At 35.5% G+C, this 18,988-nt stretch carries 18 protein-coding genes and 1 other annotated feature; of the genes, 1 reads left to right on the top strand and 17 read right to left on the bottom strand.

Features of this window, described 5'->3' with window-relative positions:
• The 5 genes from MKY04_RS06575 to lspA all read right to left on the bottom strand — a co-directional run bounded on the left by MKY04_RS06575 (position 1) and on the right by lspA (position 4,873).
• Complete coding sequence (locus MKY04_RS06575) at positions 1–876, bottom strand: aspartate carbamoyltransferase catalytic subunit (protein ID WP_346235542.1); 876 nt, start codon at positions 874–876, stop codon at positions 1–3.
• A gap of 342 nt (positions 877–1,218) precedes the next feature.
• Positions 1,219–2,553, bottom strand: coding sequence for a uracil-xanthine permease family protein (locus MKY04_RS06570; protein WP_346235541.1), 1,335 nt, complete (start codon positions 2,551–2,553; stop codon positions 1,219–1,221).
• Between the two features lie 24 nt (positions 2,554–2,577).
• Positions 2,578–3,123 carry a bifunctional pyr operon transcriptional regulator/uracil phosphoribosyltransferase PyrR gene (gene pyrR / locus MKY04_RS06565; protein ID WP_126292850.1) on the bottom strand — a complete coding sequence of 182 codons (546 nt, stop codon included), beginning with the start codon at positions 3,121–3,123 and terminating at the stop codon, positions 2,578–2,580.
• 362 nt (positions 3,124–3,485) lie between these two features.
• Positions 3,486–4,397: an RluA family pseudouridine synthase gene (locus MKY04_RS06560; protein ID WP_346235540.1), complete on the bottom strand. Its 912-nt coding sequence runs from the start codon at positions 4,395–4,397 to the stop codon at positions 3,486–3,488.
• The gene (gene lspA, locus MKY04_RS06555; RefSeq protein WP_126292852.1) at positions 4,397–4,873 is read right to left on the bottom strand and encodes a signal peptidase II; all 477 of its coding nucleotides are present in this window, start codon (positions 4,871–4,873) and stop codon (positions 4,397–4,399) included. The genes MKY04_RS06560 and lspA overlap by 1 nt, the downstream gene beginning before the upstream one ends.
• Before the next feature lie 151 nt (positions 4,874–5,024).
• Here lspA and MKY04_RS06550 point away from each other — a divergent pair, with 151 nt between their 5' ends.
• A complete protein-coding gene (locus MKY04_RS06550; protein WP_126292853.1) occupies positions 5,025–5,438 on the top strand; it encodes a hypothetical protein in 414 nt (137 codons plus the stop codon).
• Positions 5,439–6,303: 865 nt separating this feature from the next.
• Here the strand turns inward: MKY04_RS06550 and ileS are convergent.
• The 12 genes from ileS to ftsA form a co-directional block, all read right to left on the bottom strand.
• On the bottom strand, positions 6,304–9,063 hold the full coding sequence (ileS, locus tag MKY04_RS06545) for an isoleucine--tRNA ligase (protein ID WP_126292854.1): 2,760 nt from the start codon (positions 9,061–9,063) through the stop codon (positions 6,304–6,306).
• Between the two features lie 117 nt (positions 9,064–9,180).
• Positions 9,181–9,420, bottom strand: a binding site (T-box leader).
• Between the two features lie 204 nt (positions 9,421–9,624).
• A complete protein-coding gene (locus MKY04_RS06540) occupies positions 9,625–10,167 on the bottom strand; it encodes a DivIVA domain-containing protein (RefSeq protein ID WP_126292855.1) in 543 nt (180 codons plus the stop codon).
• A gap of 94 nt (positions 10,168–10,261) precedes the next feature.
• Positions 10,262–11,047, bottom strand: a complete 786-nt coding sequence (locus tag MKY04_RS06535) for an RNA-binding protein (protein ID WP_346235539.1) — start codon at positions 11,045–11,047, stop codon at positions 10,262–10,264.
• A 78-nt stretch (positions 11,048–11,125) separates the two neighbouring features.
• Positions 11,126–11,407, bottom strand: coding sequence for a YggT family protein (locus tag MKY04_RS06530; RefSeq protein ID WP_126292857.1), 282 nt, complete (start codon positions 11,405–11,407; stop codon positions 11,126–11,128).
• Positions 11,408–11,668: 261 nt separating this feature from the next.
• Positions 11,669–12,139, bottom strand: a complete 471-nt coding sequence (locus MKY04_RS06525; protein WP_126292858.1) for a cell division protein SepF — start codon at positions 12,137–12,139, stop codon at positions 11,669–11,671.
• Positions 12,140–12,155: 16 nt separating this feature from the next.
• Positions 12,156–12,824, bottom strand: a complete 669-nt coding sequence (locus tag MKY04_RS06520; RefSeq protein WP_126292859.1) for a YggS family pyridoxal phosphate-dependent enzyme — start codon at positions 12,822–12,824, stop codon at positions 12,156–12,158.
• A 75-nt stretch (positions 12,825–12,899) separates the two neighbouring features.
• Positions 12,900–13,139, bottom strand: a complete 240-nt coding sequence (locus MKY04_RS06515; protein WP_126292860.1) for a PRC-barrel domain-containing protein — start codon at positions 13,137–13,139, stop codon at positions 12,900–12,902.
• Positions 13,140–13,205: 66 nt separating this feature from the next.
• On the bottom strand, positions 13,206–13,988 hold the full coding sequence (sigG, locus tag MKY04_RS06510) for an RNA polymerase sporulation sigma factor SigG (protein ID WP_126292861.1): 783 nt from the start codon (positions 13,986–13,988) through the stop codon (positions 13,206–13,208).
• Between the two features lie 147 nt (positions 13,989–14,135).
• Entirely contained in the window at positions 14,136–14,843 is a 708-nt protein-coding gene (sigE, locus tag MKY04_RS06505; protein ID WP_126292862.1) for an RNA polymerase sporulation sigma factor SigE, read from the bottom strand.
• Positions 14,844–14,869: 26 nt separating this feature from the next.
• A complete protein-coding gene (locus MKY04_RS06500; protein WP_126292863.1) occupies positions 14,870–15,694 on the bottom strand; it encodes a sigma-E processing peptidase SpoIIGA in 825 nt (274 codons plus the stop codon).
• A gap of 739 nt (positions 15,695–16,433) precedes the next feature.
• Positions 16,434–17,585, bottom strand: a complete 1,152-nt coding sequence (gene ftsZ / locus MKY04_RS06495; protein WP_126292864.1) for a cell division protein FtsZ — start codon at positions 17,583–17,585, stop codon at positions 16,434–16,436.
• A 32-nt stretch (positions 17,586–17,617) separates the two neighbouring features.
• Positions 17,618–18,907: a cell division protein FtsA gene (gene ftsA / locus MKY04_RS06490; protein ID WP_126292865.1), complete on the bottom strand. Its 1,290-nt coding sequence runs from the start codon at positions 18,905–18,907 to the stop codon at positions 17,618–17,620.
• Positions 18,908–18,988 lie beyond the last annotated feature (81 nt).

Genomic DNA, 18,988 nt, shown 5'->3' with positions numbered 1-18,988 from the left:
TTATCTTCCTTTCAATATTGTTTCAAGTATCGCCATTCTGACAAAGACGCCATTTCTTACTTGATCAAAAATTCGGGAGCGCTCGCACTCAACTAATTCTGAAGCAATTTCTACATCGCGATTTACTGGTGCTGGATGCATAATTATTGCATTTTTTTTCATTTTTGCTTCACGCTCGAATGTTAATCCAAATTGTTCATGATAGCTTTCCTTTGAAAAGCTCTTATTTACAATATGACGTTCGTGCTGAATGCGTAATAACATGACAACATCGCTATCTTCAAGCAGTTCATCCCACGAATGATGGGCCGCGTAATCGCCTGCCCATTCAGGTGGGCAAAGGAAGCGTATATTAACACCCAGCCTTTTTAGAGCAGTTGCATTTGATTTTGCGACACGGCTATGAGAAATATCACCGACGATTGTTACATTTAGTCCTTCAAATGAACCAAATTCCTTATAAATCGTATATAAATCTAGTAAGCTTTGTGAAGGATGCTGACCTGCTCCGTCCCCAGCATTTATTACTGCAACATTAATACCTTCAAGTAATTCGTTATAATATTCATCTTCTTTGGCGCGGATTACAACCGCATCCATCCCTATCATTTCTAATGTTTTGACCGTATCGTACATTGTCTCGCCTTTTAATGCACTTGAAAAACTAGCATCAAATGGAATCACTGAACATCCTACTTTTCGCTCTGCCATTTCGAAGCTTGTTTTTGTTCGTGTACTTGGCTCAAAGAACAGATTTGATACATTATATGACCTGTTAAGGACGCTTTCTTCCCCTGCCTCGAACTGTGCTGCCCGTTCTATTATCATCATTACTTCTTCATTAGATAAATGTTCCATTGAAAGTAAATTTCTCATTGCCTCTTCCTCCTGATAAGAAAAGCGAAAGCGCCCTGCTCAGCCCCGCGTCGGCGAAGGAGCCACATCGTGTGGCATCGCCGACATGACTCACATCGTGTGAGCCCCATGCGCTGGAAGGCCGGAATCGATAAGCTTTTCTAGCTTTCGACCCGAGGACAGACCGCGACCTCGAGGGGCTGGGCGCTGTAGCTAGACATTATTCAATGCTTTATAGTAAAAAAACCTCGCAAGCTTGCGAGGCGTAGGAGGTATGACAAGGCAAAGCACGTTAAATTTTAACGCACTGCCGCCATAATTCCCCTTTTTTGCCTCTCTGGACAATTCTTTAAAAGGTAATCTTTATTCATCTAACTCTTTAACTTCTTTATCTCTTCCCGGCAACATAAAGTTGAGAATAACACCAACAATTGCAGCTAAAGCCATTCCTTCAATTGCAAATGTATCTGTAAATCTCAAGGCTGCTCCGCCAATTCCCATAACAAGAATTACTGAAGCAATTACCATGTTTCGGCTATTACCAAAGTCAATGTTGTTTTCTACAAGCATGCGAAGACCACTTGATGCAATAATCCCGAACAATAGGATTGAAATCCCACCGAGTACTGATGTTGGAATTGTTTGTACTAACGCCATTGCTTTTCCAAAGAAAGAGAACAGAATGGCTAGTACTGCTGCACCGAGTATTACATAAATAGAGAATACTCTTGTTATCGCTAATACTCCTATATTCTCACCATAAGTTGTTTTTGGTGGACCACCAATAAGTGCACTTACAAATGTTCCTAAGCCGTCACCAAGCAAAGATCTATGTAATCCAGGATCCTTTACATAGTTGCGGTTAACTACTTTGCCTAAAACCAACTGATGACCGATATGTTCTGAAATTGTTACAATAACGATTGGCACCATTGCTAGTAAAATAGTTAACGTTACATTAAAGTCATAGTGTACACCTGGTATTAAAAAGTCTGGCAAAGCAAACCAAGATGCCTCTTTTACAGGTGTAAAATCAACAATACCTACAATTGCTGAATATATGTATCCAACAATGATTCCTAATAGAATAGGCATAGTACTTAATACATTTTTAAAGTAAACATTGAAAATAATTGCTGCCAGCAATGTAACTAGTGCTGCAGAAAAATGCAAGACACTGTATTGTTTCACCATTTCAGCAACACCTGTATCTGGATTTACTTGCTCTACATTAATATTCATTGCCATATCTACCGCTGTTCCGGCAAGCCCTAAACCGATTACCATAATGACAGGTGCAACAACGATTGGCGGTAGAAGGCGCATTAGCCATTTGTAGCCTGTTTTCCAAATTAATAATGACACAATCCCATATACAACCCCGACTGCCATAGCACCGATCATTGCATTTCCTGGATTAACACTTGCTCCATTGTCATCTAGCCCACCAGCTGCGATTAAGATTGGAGCAATAAAGGCAAATGATGAACCTAAATAGGCAGGTACTTTAAATTGTGTAATTAGCAAGAAAATGATTGTTGCAATCCCACTAGTTAGTAATGCAATTGCAGGACTTAATCCTACGAGCTGCGGTACTAATATAGTTGAGCCGAACATTGCAAACATATGTTGAAAACTTAGCGTAATCAATTGTCCAGTTGTTGGTTTTTCATTGATGTCTAAAACCGCATTTGCCATGTTTTTTCCCTCTTTTTTTTAATGTTAGTCTGCTTTGTGTAGTGTTACGTTATCTTCCCCATCTACTTCAGTTAAACGAACGACGATTCTCTCCGAACTTGATGTAGGAATGTTTTTTCCTACATAGTCTGCACGAATTGGTAATTCTCTGTGTCCTCTATCTACTAGTACCGCTAACTGAATTTGAGAAGGTCTTCCTAAGTCTATTACTGCATCAAGTGCTGCACGCACTGTTCGTCCTGTGTATAGAACGTCATCAACAAGAACAATTTTTTGTGCCTCTACTACATAATCAATATCAACTTGTTGTACAAGCGCCTCGCCATTTTCATTTTTCGTTGATAAATCATCACGGTATAAAGTGATGTCTAGTTCACCTGTACGTATTGGTTGACCTTCTATTTTTTCAATTTTTTCTGCCAATCGTTTGGCTAAAAATGCACCTCGTGTTTTGATTCCAACTAAAATACATTGATCAATTCCTTTATTGCGTTCAATAATTTCATGGGCGATCCTTGTCAAAGCTCGATTCATTGACGGCCCATCCAATAGTTCTGTAATTTGTGGCATATCTTTTTCCTCCTCCCTATTTGAAAATAAAAAACCTCTTAAGCGCCAGCTTAAGAGGTTGGATATACATGTTGAAAGTGCATGCTTGGAAATTCTCTAATGATAATAAGCATAACATTGCCTATTAGGACACGATTCGACATTTGAATTCTTCAAATGAACAATGTGCTGCACACAAGAGCATAGAAATTCCCTTACATTTCTACAAGTACCTTCTCAGCCTCTCTGGACTGCCATTAAAGGTGAATATTTAATTTTTTGTCAGTTCCCATCTCTGTGGGTTTGTTTATTTATTCACTGTTGTCAGTATAGTCTTATAACCTACTTAAGTCAATAATGTTTTTGAAATAATTTTCTCAAAGTTATTGATTTTGCCGTAACTGTTCAAGTAATGCCTCAAAATCATCTGGAAGCGGTACTTCAAATTCTAAATATTCTTTTGATGTAGGATGAATGAATCCTAACACGCCTGCATGAAGCACTTGTCCACCAAAATCAATCGTTTTTTTAGGCCCGTATTTTGGGTCTCCTACTAACGGAAATCCAATATAGTTCATATGTACACGGATTTGATGTGTACGTCCTGTTTCTAAACGACATTCTACTAACGTGTAATTCCCCAGTCTTTCAGTTACCTGGAAATGGGTAACAGCATGTTTTCCATTATCAACAACCGCTTGTTTTTGGCGGTCTTTTGGGTCCCTAGCAATTGGCGCATCGATTGTACCTTTATCATGTGCAATATGGCCATGTACTAAAGCTGTATATTTACGGGTCACCGTTTTATTTACTAATTGTTCGACTAGTGAATGGTGTGCATGGTCATTTTTTGCAACCATTAATAAACCAGATGTATCTTTGTCAATTCGATGCACAATACCTGGTCTTAAGACGCCATTTATGCCCGACAAATCTTTACAATGATACATTAATCCATTGACTAAAGTACCTGTCATATGACCAGGTGCAGGATGTACAACCATTCCCTTTGGTTTGTTGACAACGAGTACGTCTGAATCTTCATAAACAATTTCTAAGTTTAAATCCTCAGGAATGACTTCTAAAGGCTCTGCTTCCGGAACGTCAACTTCAATGACGTCGCCTTCTTTTACTTTATATTTTGCTTTAACGCTTTCACCATTAACTTTTACAATACCATCTGTAATCCAGCTGGCTATTTGAGAACGCGACCAATCCTCTTGAATTGACGAAAGAGCCTTATCAATGCGTTCTCCCGCATTTTCTTGTTCTATTGTAATTGATACAACTGCCATTATTTCACCTTTTTCTTATTTTCCCGTTCTTCTTTTAACAATACTAAAATAATCATAATTACAGAAATTGTTAATGCTGCATCAGCGATATTAAATATTGGGAAATCATAATTAATTATTGGAATTAATACATCTATAAAATCGACCACTTCTCCACGGAAAATTCGGTCGATAAAATTACCAAGTGCTCCGCCTAATAATATCATTAAGCTTACTGCAAATAGTGGTTTATGTTTTGCTTCTTTATGAAAATAATAAATAATCCCACCAATTACAACGAGTGTAACGATTGTAAAAATCCACATTTGTCCTTGCAGCATTCCCCAAGCAGCACCACGGTTGCGATGAGACAGAATAGCAAACCATGGATCCCAGACCATAATTTGCTCGCCTAATTCCATATTTTTTACGATTAACCATTTAGTCCATTGATCTAATAAAACAACAATCGCTGCTAAACCATAGTATTTATACACAGTATTCCCCCGTTTACCAATAATCTCTCCTATTCTAACATAAAACAAAACGGAAATATAATTATACATGGTTGAAGAAGTTGCTCTGGTGAAGAAAAATTGTAACGAACTATACATATTAAACGTCTATTCGATATAAGGAGGAATCATTTTGAAAAAATACTCATTTATTACAATAATACTTTTAGGAAATCTAATGCTATGGGGATGTTGGAATGAAGAAAAGAATATCTCCTTATTATCACAAGTACCTATTACAGAAGTAACAATCGGTAATCCTACTGCAAAAGAGATCCTGGAGAATGATTCGCAAGCAGATATTTTTCAGTGGGATGATATTATCTATGAGACGAATATCGATTGGGTCAATGAACTTGTTTTAACTGAAGGTGATCTAGTAGGATTTATTAAATATAACACTTCCAACCCAACCGATTTTAAGAATGCTACAGCAAATATTTTACCAATAGGCACTGAATTATATAAGGTAAATGAACGCAATGATATATTCATTGCAAAATATAATGGTGAATGGAAGTACTATTATCAATTGGTTGAAGGGTAAATCACAGTGTATGTAATAATAGACGCAGGGACAAAACTAAAAGACGCCATTTTTCTTGATGAGAAAAATGACGTTTTTTTCTAAGTTGAAAATTTTCAGATTCTTATTAATAAGAAAAGCGAATTCTTACAAAAAATCCACTTATGTCCCAGCCCCATTGCTGCAAATTTAAAATTTTTAACATTTAAAAATACTAATTCTTAAAGTGAATTCATATATTTTATTTTTTATCATTTTTAGTTTTAACAGAAGAAGAAAATAACCAACGAAGGGCAAAAAATGCTACAATAAAAAAGAACGTGTCTAGAATATTTTCGCCCCATTGAAATTTACCCGTCCTATTATAGTCCCAAAAAACATAACTAAAAAATAAAGCTATACTAGCAATAATTGTAAATATAATTTTCATCTTTAATAACCTTTGCTTTTTTATATGCATAATAATATTCCATAATATACCATAAATTAACAAATTTAACAAAGGCCAATTTTAATATACATAGTTAAAGCGAAAAAGATGTACTACTTTAATTAAAACTGAAGAAATCTAAAATCTGTAATCCCATTAATCATCTTCTAATTTAGTTCCATTATATACCTTTCGATCAACACAGCAATCTTATTACGTGCCGTTTCAATTTGTCATTGCATAGTACTCTTCAGTGATGTATTTGCTGCGTCAGCAGTTATTCGTTAGTTCAATTATAGAAGGTCAACATACATATAGATTCAATTCTCGTTGGCAAAGTTTTACTAACCAAACTTATACACTGCCATATAAAAAGCTGCTCACTTTACTATAATGAGCAGCTTCTTAATTTTATGGAACAGTCCTTATAAACAGCTCCGAATTTTTTAAATAGAATTAAACATAATACTTCTCAACTACATCGGCACAACGTTTACATGCTGTTGGATGCTTTTCGTGTTGACCTACTGTTGTTGAGTAAGACCAGCAGCGTTCACATTTTTCACCATCTGCATGCTCTACAACGATTGCACATTTTTCAAGTACAAGTGCATTTTCTGGTGCACTTTCCTTGCTTCCACCGACAACAAATTGTGATACGATACAGCTTTGAGCAAAGTTAATTGCTGAATCATTTAATAATGTTTGAATAGCTTCATCAGCAAATACTGTAACTTTCGCTTCTAATGATTTACCAATTGTTTTTGCATTACGTGCTTCTTCAAGCGCTTTTAACACCTCGTCACGGATTTCTATAACCTTTTCCCATTTCGTGCGTAGTTCAGCGAAATTGCTGCGCTCATCAACTTCAGGGAAATCTGTTAATTGAACAGAAAGCTCTTCCTCATTTAAGTAAGACCATAATTCATCTGTCGTATGAGGTAAAATTGGCGTTAAAACTTTTAATAAAGTTAATAGTGTATCATACATAACTGTTTGCATCGCACGACTGTCTTTATTATCTACACCTTCAATATAAACAACGTCTTTTGCAACATCTAAATAGAATGCTGATAATTCAACTGCGACAAAATTATTAATTGTATGATATACAGAAGCAAATTCATATCGGTCGTATGCATTGCGAACTGTTTTTAATACATCTTGCAAACGCATATACATGTATTGATCGATCTCACGTAAATCTTCATAAGCGACGCGATCAGTTTTTGGATTAAAGTCAGTAACATTCCCATGTAGGAAACGAAGTGTGTTGCGGATTTTACGATACACTTCTGAAATTTGCTTCAACATATCCATAGAGATACGAACATCGCCAGTATAGTCAACTGATGCTACCCATAAACGTAGAATATCTGCACCATATTGGTTCATTACTTTTTCAGGTATAATAACATTTCCTAAAGATTTACTCATTTTGCGGCCTTCACCATCTAATACGAAACCATGAGTTAAAAGACCTCTATAAGGAGCATAACCATTAATTGCAACAGATGTTATTAATGACGAGTTAAACCATCCACGGTGTTGGTCAGAACCTTCAAGGTAAAGGTCAGCAGGATATTTAATTCCGCGTTCTACAAGTACACCTTGATGAGATGAACCTGAGTCAAACCATACGTCCATAATGTCATTTTCTTTTGTGAATTTTCCATTTGGACTTCCTGGATGAGTAAATCCTTCTGGTAGAAGATCTTTTGCTTCACGCTGGAACCAAATGTTAGAGCCATGCTCACGGAATAGTTTTGACACATGTTCAATAGTTTCTGGTGTAATAATTTCTTCCCCATTTTCAGCATAGAACACTGGAATTGGAACACCCCAGGCACGTTGTCTTGAAATACACCAGTCACCACGGTCACGAATCATATTATAAAGACGTGTTTCACCCCATGCTGGAGTAAAAGCAGTACTGCTTACTGCATTTAATAACTCATCACGGAATGCTTCTACAGAACAGAACCATTGTGGTGTCGCACGATAAATTACCGGCTTCTTCGTACGCCAGTCATGTGGGTATGAGTGCGTGAAGAATGATAATTTTTCTAATGCACCAACCTCTTTTAATTTTTCAGTAATGACTTTATTTGCATCATCATAAAACAGACCTTCAAATCCAGGTGCTTCATGTGTATAGCATCCTTGGTCATTTAATGGACTTAAAATGTCTAAGCCATATCTTTTGCTAACTAAATAGTCATCTTCCCCGTGACCTGGAGCTGTGTGAACACACCCTGTACCTGCTTCTGTTGTAACATGGTCACCAAGCATGATTAAAGAATCACGATCATAGAATGGGTGTTTTGCAACAATATATTCTAGTTGCTCCCCTTTAACTTCTTGCAGAACTTCAGCGTTTTCCCATTCTAGTGTATTTGAAACCGTTTCTAATAAGTCTTTTGCAATAATATATTTATTATTATTTGCTGATACAACGATATAAGTAATTTCAGGGTTTACTGAAATACCTAGGTTTGCTGGCATAGTCCATGGAGTTGTCGTCCAAATGATAAATTTTGCATCCTCTGGTACAACGCCTTTTGAATCTTTAATTTCAAAACTTACATAAATCGAAGGTGATTTAATATCTTTATATTCAATCTCTGCTTCTGCCAAAGCTGACTCAGAAGACGGCGACCAGTAAACTGGTTTTAATCCTTTGTAAATATATCCTTTTTCCGCCATTTTACCGAACACTTCGATTTGGCGTGATTCAAACTCTGGTTTTAATGTAATATACGGATTTTTCCAATCTCCGCGGACACCTAAACGCATAAATTGAGTTTTTTGATTTTCAATTTGTTCATAGGCATATTTTTCACATAATTCACGGAACTCAGCTACTGTCATTTCTTTACGTTTAACACCTTTGTTTGCAAGTGCTTGCTCGATTGGCAGTCCATGAGTATCCCAACCAGGAATATAAGGTACATGATAGCCAGTCATTGAACGATGACGAGTAATCATGTCCTTTAATACTTTATTTAAAGCGTGGCCAATATGAATATCTCCATTGGCATATGGAGGTCCATCATGTAGAACATATTCTGGACGGCCCTTTGTACGCTCTAAAACTAGTGTATTAATGTCAATTTCATCCCATTTTTCTTGCATTTTTGGTTCATTTGCCGGCAAATTCCCGCGCATCGGGAAATCTGTTTTTGGCATTCGTAACGTATCTTTATACTCTACCATTTAAAATTCCTCCTTAATTGAATTATCTGTTTTTAAATGCGACTATATAGCTTTCTAAGAGGGAACATTGCGGTACTAAAAATAAGTATACTAAATAAAAAAAGTTCCTCATCCCAGTAAAGGGACGAGAAACTATAACTCGTGGTACCACCCTAATTTGCGGAGAAATTGCATACAAAATCCGCCTCTTAGACACTGTAACGCCGTGTGTACGAAATCACTTAATCAAATACCATGTATTTTTTCAGTGATTTAGCTCAGGAGTGATGTTCATTTTTGAAGCTTAGTCGAGCTTTCACCATCCTCGACTCGCTATTGATCACTTTCAAAAATTACTGTCTCCATCAACGCCAAATATTTATTATCAACTACGCCTTGGCGTAATTGCTTCCGGGTTTCTACTCGTGTATTCACGAGTCAACTCCTCTACGAAATCGCAAGACTCGCAGATGGCAATATTTCATTCATCTTATACTAAAATGAATATAAATTCTATACTCGTGTATCAGTATATGGAAATAGTGAAATTCAGTCAAGTAAATCGTTAACCATTAAAGATAATTATTTTATATCATCTGTTAATAATTCAAAATCGTCTTGATCCGTTCTTGCTTGGTTTTGAATTTCCGTTAATCCAATTTCATATTCCATTAAATGATCCCAGTCATCTGTATTTAGCAAGTCTAATTGAGCTTCTACCAGCATTTTAAAACGATTGCGGAATACTTTAGATTGCTTTTTTAATCCATCGATTTCAATCGTAATTTTCCGTGCTTTTGCAAGCGCTTCATTAATAATTCGATCAGCATTTTTTTCAGCTTCTTTAATAATTAATTTAGCTTCTTGCTGCGAATTGCGGCGTACTTCTTCTGCAGCTTCTTGTGCCACAACAATAGATTTTTGCAAAGTTTCTTCTAAAGTATTATAGTGTTTCATTTGCTGTGTCATTGTTCTAACTTTTTCTTCAAGCTCTTTCTTTTCACGTAAAATTATTTCATAGTCTTTAATTATTTGCTCTAAAAAATCATTTACTTCGTCTTCTGCATACCCGCGAAAACCTCGAGTAAATTCTTTATTATGTATATCAAGAGGTGATAATGGCATCGGTCAACACTCCTTTACGTTAAATATATAATTTTATTATACAGTGGTACACCATTCTTGACATCAAATTTTCGTAAATTTTCACTATAATCTACTATTTTTGCTCTAAGCGACCTACTTGAAGGCGAATTTTATCCTTTTTAGTTCGGCCTTCAGTCATAGCTATTTTCAATCTTCCAAATCCACGAGCAGAAATGATATCCCCTTCTTGTACCTCAAAAGACGTCCCCTCACGTACTGTCCAATTTACTTTCACTTTTCCAGCTTGAATAAGCATTTGTGATTTTTGCCTTGAAATATTTAATACCGTAGCTAAAATAACATCTAATCTCATCGAAGAAACCGTATAGATCTTTTCAACCCACGCGTCCTTCATTTCAATTAGTTGTGTTAAATCATCTATTTGCTTGAGTTGTACCTTTGTCTTTCCAATGCTTGTTAAATTTGTTTTTACATAATCTTTTACTTCCTGTGCAACTGCAAATTGAATTATATCTTCTTCTATATGAATATCACCAAATTTATTTCGCCCAATTCCAATCGATAATAAAGCACCTAATACGTCAGGATGCTTTAATTGAACAAATTTTGCTGGATAATGAATTGAAAAAATCGCAATTTGAAAGTCGTCCCTTAAAGGGATAAAGTAACTAGGACTAATATAGAGTCGTTGTCTTTCTGCTTCTTTAAAACCTCCGTCAGTAGAAATAGATAGATCCTGATTTTGACCAATAATAGATGATACGATAAAACGTTCACGCGGATCTAAAAAGTCAGTTAATTTTGGAGCAAAACGATCTTCTACTTCGCGTTGCCATCCAACTACCCGTTCAATAAAAACTTGTTCATCTTTTCGAAAATGCTGAATTAAATGCTCCATTTCTACAACTCACTTTTGTCTTATGATTCAAATACATCTTTATTAAAAAACCCCCACTTCGTAGTAGGGGGTAAATTACTAAGCTACCATTTTTAAAATATTTAGGAGAACGATTTGTACACCACGTTCTATAAAGCTTAATAATAGTATCGCGATAATTGGTGAGAAATCAATCATCCCAATTGGTGGTATAAATTTTCTAAAGAAACCTAAATAAGGCTCACAAAATTTCGCAAGCAAACGACCAAACCCCGAACTTTGGGCAGCTGGAACCCACGACATTAAAATATAGATGATTAGCATAAACGAATAAATTGAAAAAATCATTGATATAACTGGAATAATTGATAGTAAATTCATATAAATAAATTACCCTCTCTAATAATCAAATTCCTTCAGCGTATTAATACCTTACGTAGCTTGAAGTTAAAAATAAATATGTACAGCAAGTCCATAATAAAAGCGGAAACGCCCTAATTCGCCCTGATAAGTGCTGAAAGGCATGAATCGAAAACGTCTTCCCAGAGCTTTCGACCGAGGGACAGACCGCGACCTCGAGGGGCTGGGCGATGGAGCACACTCTACAAGAAGGATTAACTTCATTCCGAAAATGGAATAAAGTTAATATTCCTCATATAAATAATTTGAAATTTCACCTGTAACTTCTACATTTTCTGGGGTGCATAGAAAAATATCTGTACCAATACGTTGAATGTCCCCGCCTAGTGCATAAACAGTTCCACTTAAAAAGTCGATTATACGAACACCGGCATCACGATCAATTCTTTGCAAATTAACAATTATTGCACGTCTATTTTTCAAATGCTCTGATATATCTTGAGCTTCGGAATATACTCGAGGTTCAACAATTACTACCTTAGAGTTTTTAGCAGAGTTTGTTGCTTGTAAACTTACTACATTATGAGGTGTATGTGTGTCTACCTTCGTGTAATTACGATTTTTTTTAGGACTCGCCTTTACAACAGGCTGCTCTTTTGTAATATTTATCGGTTTACTTGATGTTTCAACTTCAACAGTCTCTTCTTCTTCTTCTAAGTAAAAGAAATTTTTAATTTTATTTTTCATACTCATCTAGCATCCCTCTTTTCTATCCAACAAGAGCTGTTCCAATTCTTACAAATGTTGCACCTTCTTCTACCGCAATTTCGTAGTCGTTTGACATCCCCATTGAAAGCTCGTGGCAAGGTGCGTAAGGCAAGTTTAATTTAACAACTTCCTGTTGTAAATTCTTTAAATTTTTAAATACATTTCTTATAACAGTTTGATCCTCAGTGTTTGGAGCCATTGTCATTAAACCTACAACTCGAATTTTATCAAATTGTCCTAAAGATTGTATAAATGGAATAACTTCCTCTGTTTTTAATCCATGTTTAGACTGTTCGCCTGAGACATTAGCTTGAACAAAGCAATTGATTGTTTTTTCTGCTCTTTTATTAATTTCCTCTGCTAAACTAATGCGGTCTAAAGAATGTAAATAATCAATCTCATTTATTACCTGTTTAACTTTCCTAGATTGTAAAGAGCCAATATAATGCCATTTTGCTTGATTATTTAATTCGCTTTTTTTAGCTAATAATCCTTCTGGTCGGTTCTCTCCCAAATGGATTAATCCAGCATTAATTGCCTCTTGTGCTCTATCTATAGAAACTTGCTTTGTAACTGCAATAATAGTTACATCGTGGTTAACGTTTGCTCTATTTTTTGCTTCTTCGATTTTATTTTTAATTTCGCTTAATTTAGAACTTATTTTTTCCACACTAAACCCAACTTTACATAAATAGTTTCCTTCATTGTATCAATCTGTATATTAATTTTCAATGAATAGCACGACCTATTCAGAAATCTCCTTCACTAAAATTACATCTTTTCCTACTACAAGAATATCATTTATTAGTACTTTTCTTACATGGTCCTCTCCTTGAATGAAGGACATAAACTTTTTTGGTTCTGCTACAAGGAAAGCTATTATATTACCCGTTTTCTCACAAACCTCGGCATCAATAATATAACCTATAAATCTCCCGTTGCCAGCTTCAATAATTTCCTTTTGTTGAACGGCAGAAAAACGCAAAGAGATCTCCTTTCTATCGTTAATTTATAAAATAAAAACGCACTTAAAATAAAGTGCGCGATAATTTTAGCCTAATTTATAGTCTTTTTGCATTGTCTCAATTGCATTTTTTTCCAATCTTGAAATTTGTGCTTGAGAAATGCCGAGTGATTTTGCAATTTCAGTTTGTGTTTCGCCATAATAGAATCGTTTAGATAAAATCATTTGTTGTCGTTCATCTAATTTTTGCATACTTTCTTTTACACTAACATACGCAACCCATTGATCTTCTGATACATCGTCATCTCTTAATTGATCCATAATATATACTGCATCACCGCCGTCAGAATATATTGGCTCCTGTAATGATAAAGGATCTTGAATTGCATCTAATGCATAAAGTACATCTTCTTTTTTCATTTCAATAGCTTCCGCTAATTGTTCAATTGTCGGTTCATGCAAATTTTCTGAAATAAATTTTTCTTTTGCCTGCATCGCTTTATATGCAATATCTCTTAATGATCTAGATACTCGAAGTGCATGGTGATCTCTTAAATGTCTTCGAATCTCACCAATAATCATTGGTACAGCATATGTTGAAAATCGAACATTATGCTTCAAATCAAAATGATCAATAGCCTTTAATAAACCGATACAACCAACCTGAAACAGGTCATCTGCCTGTTCACCACGATATGAAAATCGACCGACAATACTTAAAACTAATCTTAAATTACAAATCACAAGTTCATCTCTTACCCATTCTTCCCCAGATTGTAGACGAACGAACAGCTCTCTCATCTCTTCATGTTTTAGTACTGGCAAAGAAGCAGTATCTACACCACAAAGTTCTACTTTTGTACGGACCATCTTCTTTTCCTCCGAACTTTTTTTTATCTCTGAACTGTTTTTTAAGTTTGTCCGGAATAAAGAAGAATATGCACCAAAAGCGTGTCCAATTTCATCCAGTAATCTATCGTAACTTGTCTTAAACCTGCCTGTTGCAAGTTAAAAAACTTATGAAATTGGTTGATTTAGATGTTCTCGTAAATCTAAAATAATTTTCTTTTCTAACCTTGAAATATATGATTGGGATATTCCCAAATGGTCGGCTACTTCTTTTTGCGTCATTTCTTGTTTCCCATTTAAGCCAAATCGACACTCCATAATGTATCGTTCACGTTCACTTAAACCATTAATAGCTTGAAACATATGCTGACGCTCTATTTTCTTTTCAACATCATTCATAATAATTTGTTCCTCAGTACCTAAAATATCTGATAAAAGAAGCTCATTTCCATCAGGATCTGAATTTAATGGCTCGTCTAATGAAACTTCTCCCTTCATTCGGCTTGTCTTTCTTAAGTGCATTAATATTTCATTTTCTATACATCTAGATGCATAGGTAGCCAATTTGATATTCTTTTCAGTGTTAAAAGTTTCAATTGCTTTAATTAGTCCAATTGAACCAATACTTATTAAATCTTCAATTGGAGTACCTGTGTTATCAAAACGTCTCGCAATATAAACAACTAGACGTAAATTTCTTTCAATTAGTGTATCTCTTGCTCTTAAATCACCATTCATAAAGGCTTCAATAACTGTCATCTCTTCTTCTCTAGTTAATGGTACTGGCAATGAATCATGCCCTCCTATATAGTATGTTCCATTAGTACGAAACTTACTCCAAATTTTTCTAAATAAGTCGATTAATTTATTAAACAATCATTTTCCCCCTTTATGCATCATTTTTATAACGATAAAACGTGAAGAATTATTTGTGCGTTATGTGGATATTTCGCATCATTACGTGTGAAAACAACATATTGCTCGGAAATTTCCTTATCCTTTGTCCCACTTATTTTCAATCGATCAAAACGAAAGGCAAGTACTGTTGATTTTTCCTTTTGTACCGTTGAAAGAGACAATATTCGAATCTTTGGATAGACATAAGTAGGAAACATCTTTAAGTCATAGGGATTTTTTTCATCCCATTTCAATAACGCTTCGTGAAAATCTTCCGATAAATCTTTTGCAACAGCATTATATGAAAGAAAATGTACCGGTTTACCACTTAAAGGTTCAATACATTCATTGCCGGTATCAATAAATCCCTTTAAGCAATATGTTCTTTTTAATAGGTCAAGCTCACAATCCACGACAAATGAAGATTGAATATTCATTTGCATCATTTTTCTCCATTTTGAGTGAATCGTTGTTAAACTCAAGAAAGCGATTGCTGAACAAAAAATAAAAAAAGTTACTTCGCTTTGATTTAATAAAAAGGGCAGTAAACTTGTAAGTACTCCACCGAGGAAAAAAGTAGTTATAAATAGGATTGTCCCTTGCTTTAACAACGATTGGATTCGAAAAGAGAATGCGAGCCCGATTAGTACAATAAAACTAACTGCTGCTCCTAATAATGATTGATAAAAAATCGATGAAATTAATCCACTGCAAAACGCACTAAGTAGCAATCTACTCCTTTTTACATACAATCCCGTTATTTCTTGTGTGAATTTTAATAAAAAGTAATTGAACAACGTATTGTATAGTACGAGTAATTCTCCAATCATTTTAGCGTCCTCCTAGAAATAGATTAACACTAGGAAGACGAAGAAAATGTCAAACCGTTGTACAAAAAGCTAAAATCTTTTTGACAAAATTTTTATTAAATTAAGAATTTCGACATGAATATTGAGCGAAAAATGAATTTTTAAGAAAAATGAGGGTAAAAAAAAGGTGTGTTATACTTGCTGAAAAACATTAGGGAAAATCAGTAGTGAATCATTTGATATAAATGTGAACGGTCTAGGGGGCTACACGATGTTGGTCATGGGAGCGATGAATCATGGACGCAACTTTCTCGCTTCCCACACAAGTCGCAAAGCCACTTTGTATCTCTACCACTTGTCTTTGGGGCCAACAGGGCGCTGGTCATGGTGACAAGACATGCGATGTGGCGTTTTTATCATCTGCTTCGTATAAGGCCCGCAGAGTGCTTTTAACTTTTTTATATTATTTTACAACTACATGATAGGATTCTTGTTGTAATCCTACTACATGCATTCGACATTCTTGCATGAATTTTATAAGTTGTTCATTATTCTTTAAAATTAGAATAGAAAGTAATAAAAAAGGATCTGCTTTCAAAAAGCAAAATTAATAAAAATCCTCGTAAGTATCTATCAACAAATTTGAATTCGTTAAACAATAAAAAAACTGCCCATCCATTTTAAAAGAATGAGCAATTTTGAATATAATCGCATAACAAGAACTTAAAATAGCCCCTTATGTCGAATAGTTTCGAATTAATTAACCACGGTTACGTCGATTACGTAAGAATGTTGGAATATCTAACATATCTTCTTGTTGATAAACTTGACGTTGTGGTTCTTGTTGTTGCACCGGTTGTTCTTGTACACGTTCACGAATTGGAGATTGTTGTTGTTGTGTTTGCGTATTGCGTACATTCCCCATTGGTCGTGTATTTTGTGGTCGTTGTTGTGCAACATCATCAGAAAATCCTGTAGCAATGACTGTTACAATAATTTCGTCATTTAAGTTTTCATTGATAACAGAACCGAAAATCATATTTACTTCTTCATCTGAAGCAGATGCAACAATATCAGCAGCTTCCTGTACTTCAAATAAACTTAAATTCGTTCCACCTGTAATGTTCATAATTACACCTTTTGCACCATCAATAGATGTTTCAAGAAGCGGACTTGAAATTGCTTTTTTTGCAGCTTCTGTTGCACGGTTTTCACCTGTTGCAATCCCAATTCCCATTAGTGCTGATCCTTTGTCAGACATAATAGTTTTAACGTCTGCAAAGTCTAAGTTAATTAGTCCTGGTGTAGCAATTAAATCAGAGATACCCTGTACACCTTGTCGTAAAACATTATCAGCTTCACGGAATGCCTCGAGCATTGGTGTACTCTTATCAACAATTTGTAAAAGCTTATCATTCGGGATAACGATAAGGGTGTCAACAGCTTCCTTCATTGCTGCAATACCGCCAATCGCCTGTGTTTGGCGTTTGCGGCCTTCAAATGAAAATGGACGTGTTACAACACCAACAGTTAATGCTCCTAATTCGCGAGCAATGGTTGCAATTACTGGAGCAGCACCTGTACCAGTACCACCGCCCATACCTGCAGTAACAAATACCATATCTGCCCCTCTAAGAACTTCCTCAATTTGCTCTCGGCTTTCTTCAGCAGCCTTTTTTCCAACTTCCGGATTAGCACCAGCACCAAGCCCTCGAGTCAGTTTATTACCAATCTGTAATTTATATTCTGCTTTTGATAGATTTAAAGCTTGTGCATCAGTATTAACAGCGATAAAGTCAACACCTTGTACGCCATGTTCAATCATTCTATTTACTGCGTTATTACCACCACCGCCAACTCCAATTACTTTAATGTTGGCTAGCTGGTCTACACTTGTATCAAATTCTAACATAGTTTCTCCTCCTACCACACTAGTCTCGAAAATTATTCAAAAAACTTATCAAATAGTTTCTTAGCTTTGTTAATGACGCTTGTTTTATTCATGTTATTATCTCGTTCTGATGCATTAGATTGTTTTTTAGGAGGAGTTGTCCCTGCTCCAATTGTTGCATAAACAGGTGTTTGATTTGCACTTCTACCATAAAATTCATCCTCTAAATGTGCATAGCGTATTAAACCAACAGCTGTTGTATAAGCCGGCTCACGGACACCTATATAATCTGGAGTATAAATTCTTACACGTGTTTGCATTGTTTGTCTTGCCAATTGGGCAATTCCTTCCAACTGAGCAACACCACCTGTAAGGACTACTCCACCAGGTAAATCACGCACCCCTAAGCGAGCTAACTCATCTAAAATAAGCTCAAACAATTCTTCTAAACGTACACCAATGATTTCTGAAATAAATTTTTGGCTATATTGATCCATCGTATCAGTTCCTGAAACTGGTACTTCAAATACTTCTTCATCAGAGGCATCATCAAAAAATGCATGTCCAAACTGCTTTTTTATTATTTCGGCTTGTTCTGTTGGGGTTTTAAGAACAATAGATAAATCTTTTGTTATATGCTCCCCACCCACTGGAATAACGCCCGCACGTGTCAATAAACCATCCTCAAATACTGCAATTGTAGTTGAGCCGCCTCCTAAATCTATGAAGGCAGTACCTTGGTTTTTTTCATCTTCCGTTAAAGCAAAATAGCCTGCTGCTAAAGGTTGTAAATAAATTTCTCTAATTTTTAATCCTGCACGTTCTACACATCTCAATACATTATGAACTAATGTTTTTGATGTAGTGATCATCGTTGCATCCATCTCTAAGCGAATACCAATCATTCCACGCGGATCTTTAATTTCATCTAAATTATCAACGATGAACTGACGCGGAATTAAATTTACAAGTTCTCGTTCAGGCGGGATTGACATTACTTGAGCGGATTCAATAACTCTCTCTAAATCCTCATCAGTAATTTCGCGGTTCTCACTATTTACAGCTACAACCCCTTTAACCGGTTGAAGGGCAGTTTGGTTTGCAGGTATACCCAACACTACATCGTCTATTTTAATTCCTGTCATTCGTTCTGCTTGATCCACTGCTTTTTTAATTGATTGTACAGTAGCATCTATATCAACAATTGCGCCTTTTCGAATTCCATTAGATTTAACATTTCCGACCCCGATGACATGTAATTGATTATCTGTTATATCTCCTATCAACACTTTGATAGAAGATGATCCTATATCAAGTGAAATGTAAATATCTTGATGACTCACTATACCGCCCCTCCTTCAATTACTACTCCTATATATTATTCTATTGTAATTTCCACCTATTGTCTAAGTAAATCCATGTAT

It is taken from the genome of Lysinibacillus telephonicus, assembly GCF_039654155.1.
Lineage (GTDB): Bacteria > Bacillota > Bacilli > Bacillales_A > Planococcaceae > Ureibacillus > Ureibacillus telephonicus.
This window is presented reverse-complemented; position numbering and strand designations above follow the sequence as displayed.

Excerpts from the sequence above, each read along its gene's own strand:
- MKY04_RS06575 (WP_346235542.1), bottom strand. The coding sequence starts at position 876 with ATGAGAAATTTACTTTCAATGGAACATTTATCTAATGAAGAAGTAATG.
- MKY04_RS06570 (WP_346235541.1), bottom strand. The coding sequence starts at position 2,553 with ATGGCAAATGCGGTTTTAGACATCAATGAAAAACCAACAACTGGACAA.
- pyrR (WP_126292850.1), bottom strand. The coding sequence starts at position 3,123 with ATGCCACAAATTACAGAACTATTGGATGGGCCGTCAATGAATCGAGCT.
- MKY04_RS06560 (WP_346235540.1), bottom strand. The coding sequence starts at position 4,397 with ATGGCAGTTGTATCAATTACAATAGAACAAGAAAATGCGGGAGAACGC.
- ileS (WP_126292854.1), bottom strand. The coding sequence starts at position 9,063 with ATGGTAGAGTATAAAGATACGTTACGAATGCCAAAAACAGATTTCCCG.
- MKY04_RS06540 (WP_126292855.1), bottom strand. The coding sequence starts at position 10,167 with ATGCCATTATCACCTCTTGATATACATAATAAAGAATTTACTCGAGGT.
- MKY04_RS06535 (WP_346235539.1), bottom strand. The coding sequence starts at position 11,047 with ATGGAGCATTTAATTCAGCATTTTCGAAAAGATGAACAAGTTTTTATT.
- MKY04_RS06530 (WP_126292857.1), bottom strand. The coding sequence starts at position 11,407 with ATGAATTTACTATCAATTATTCCAGTTATATCAATGATTTTTTCAATT.
- MKY04_RS06525 (WP_126292858.1), bottom strand. The coding sequence starts at position 12,139 with ATGAGTATGAAAAATAAAATTAAAAATTTCTTTTACTTAGAAGAAGAA.
- sigG (WP_126292861.1), bottom strand. The coding sequence starts at position 13,988 with ATGGTCCGTACAAAAGTAGAACTTTGTGGTGTAGATACTGCTTCTTTG.
- MKY04_RS06500 (WP_126292863.1), bottom strand. The coding sequence starts at position 15,694 with ATGATTGGAGAATTACTCGTACTATACAATACGTTGTTCAATTACTTT.
- ftsZ (WP_126292864.1), bottom strand. The coding sequence starts at position 17,585 with ATGTTAGAATTTGATACAAGTGTAGACCAGCTAGCCAACATTAAAGTA.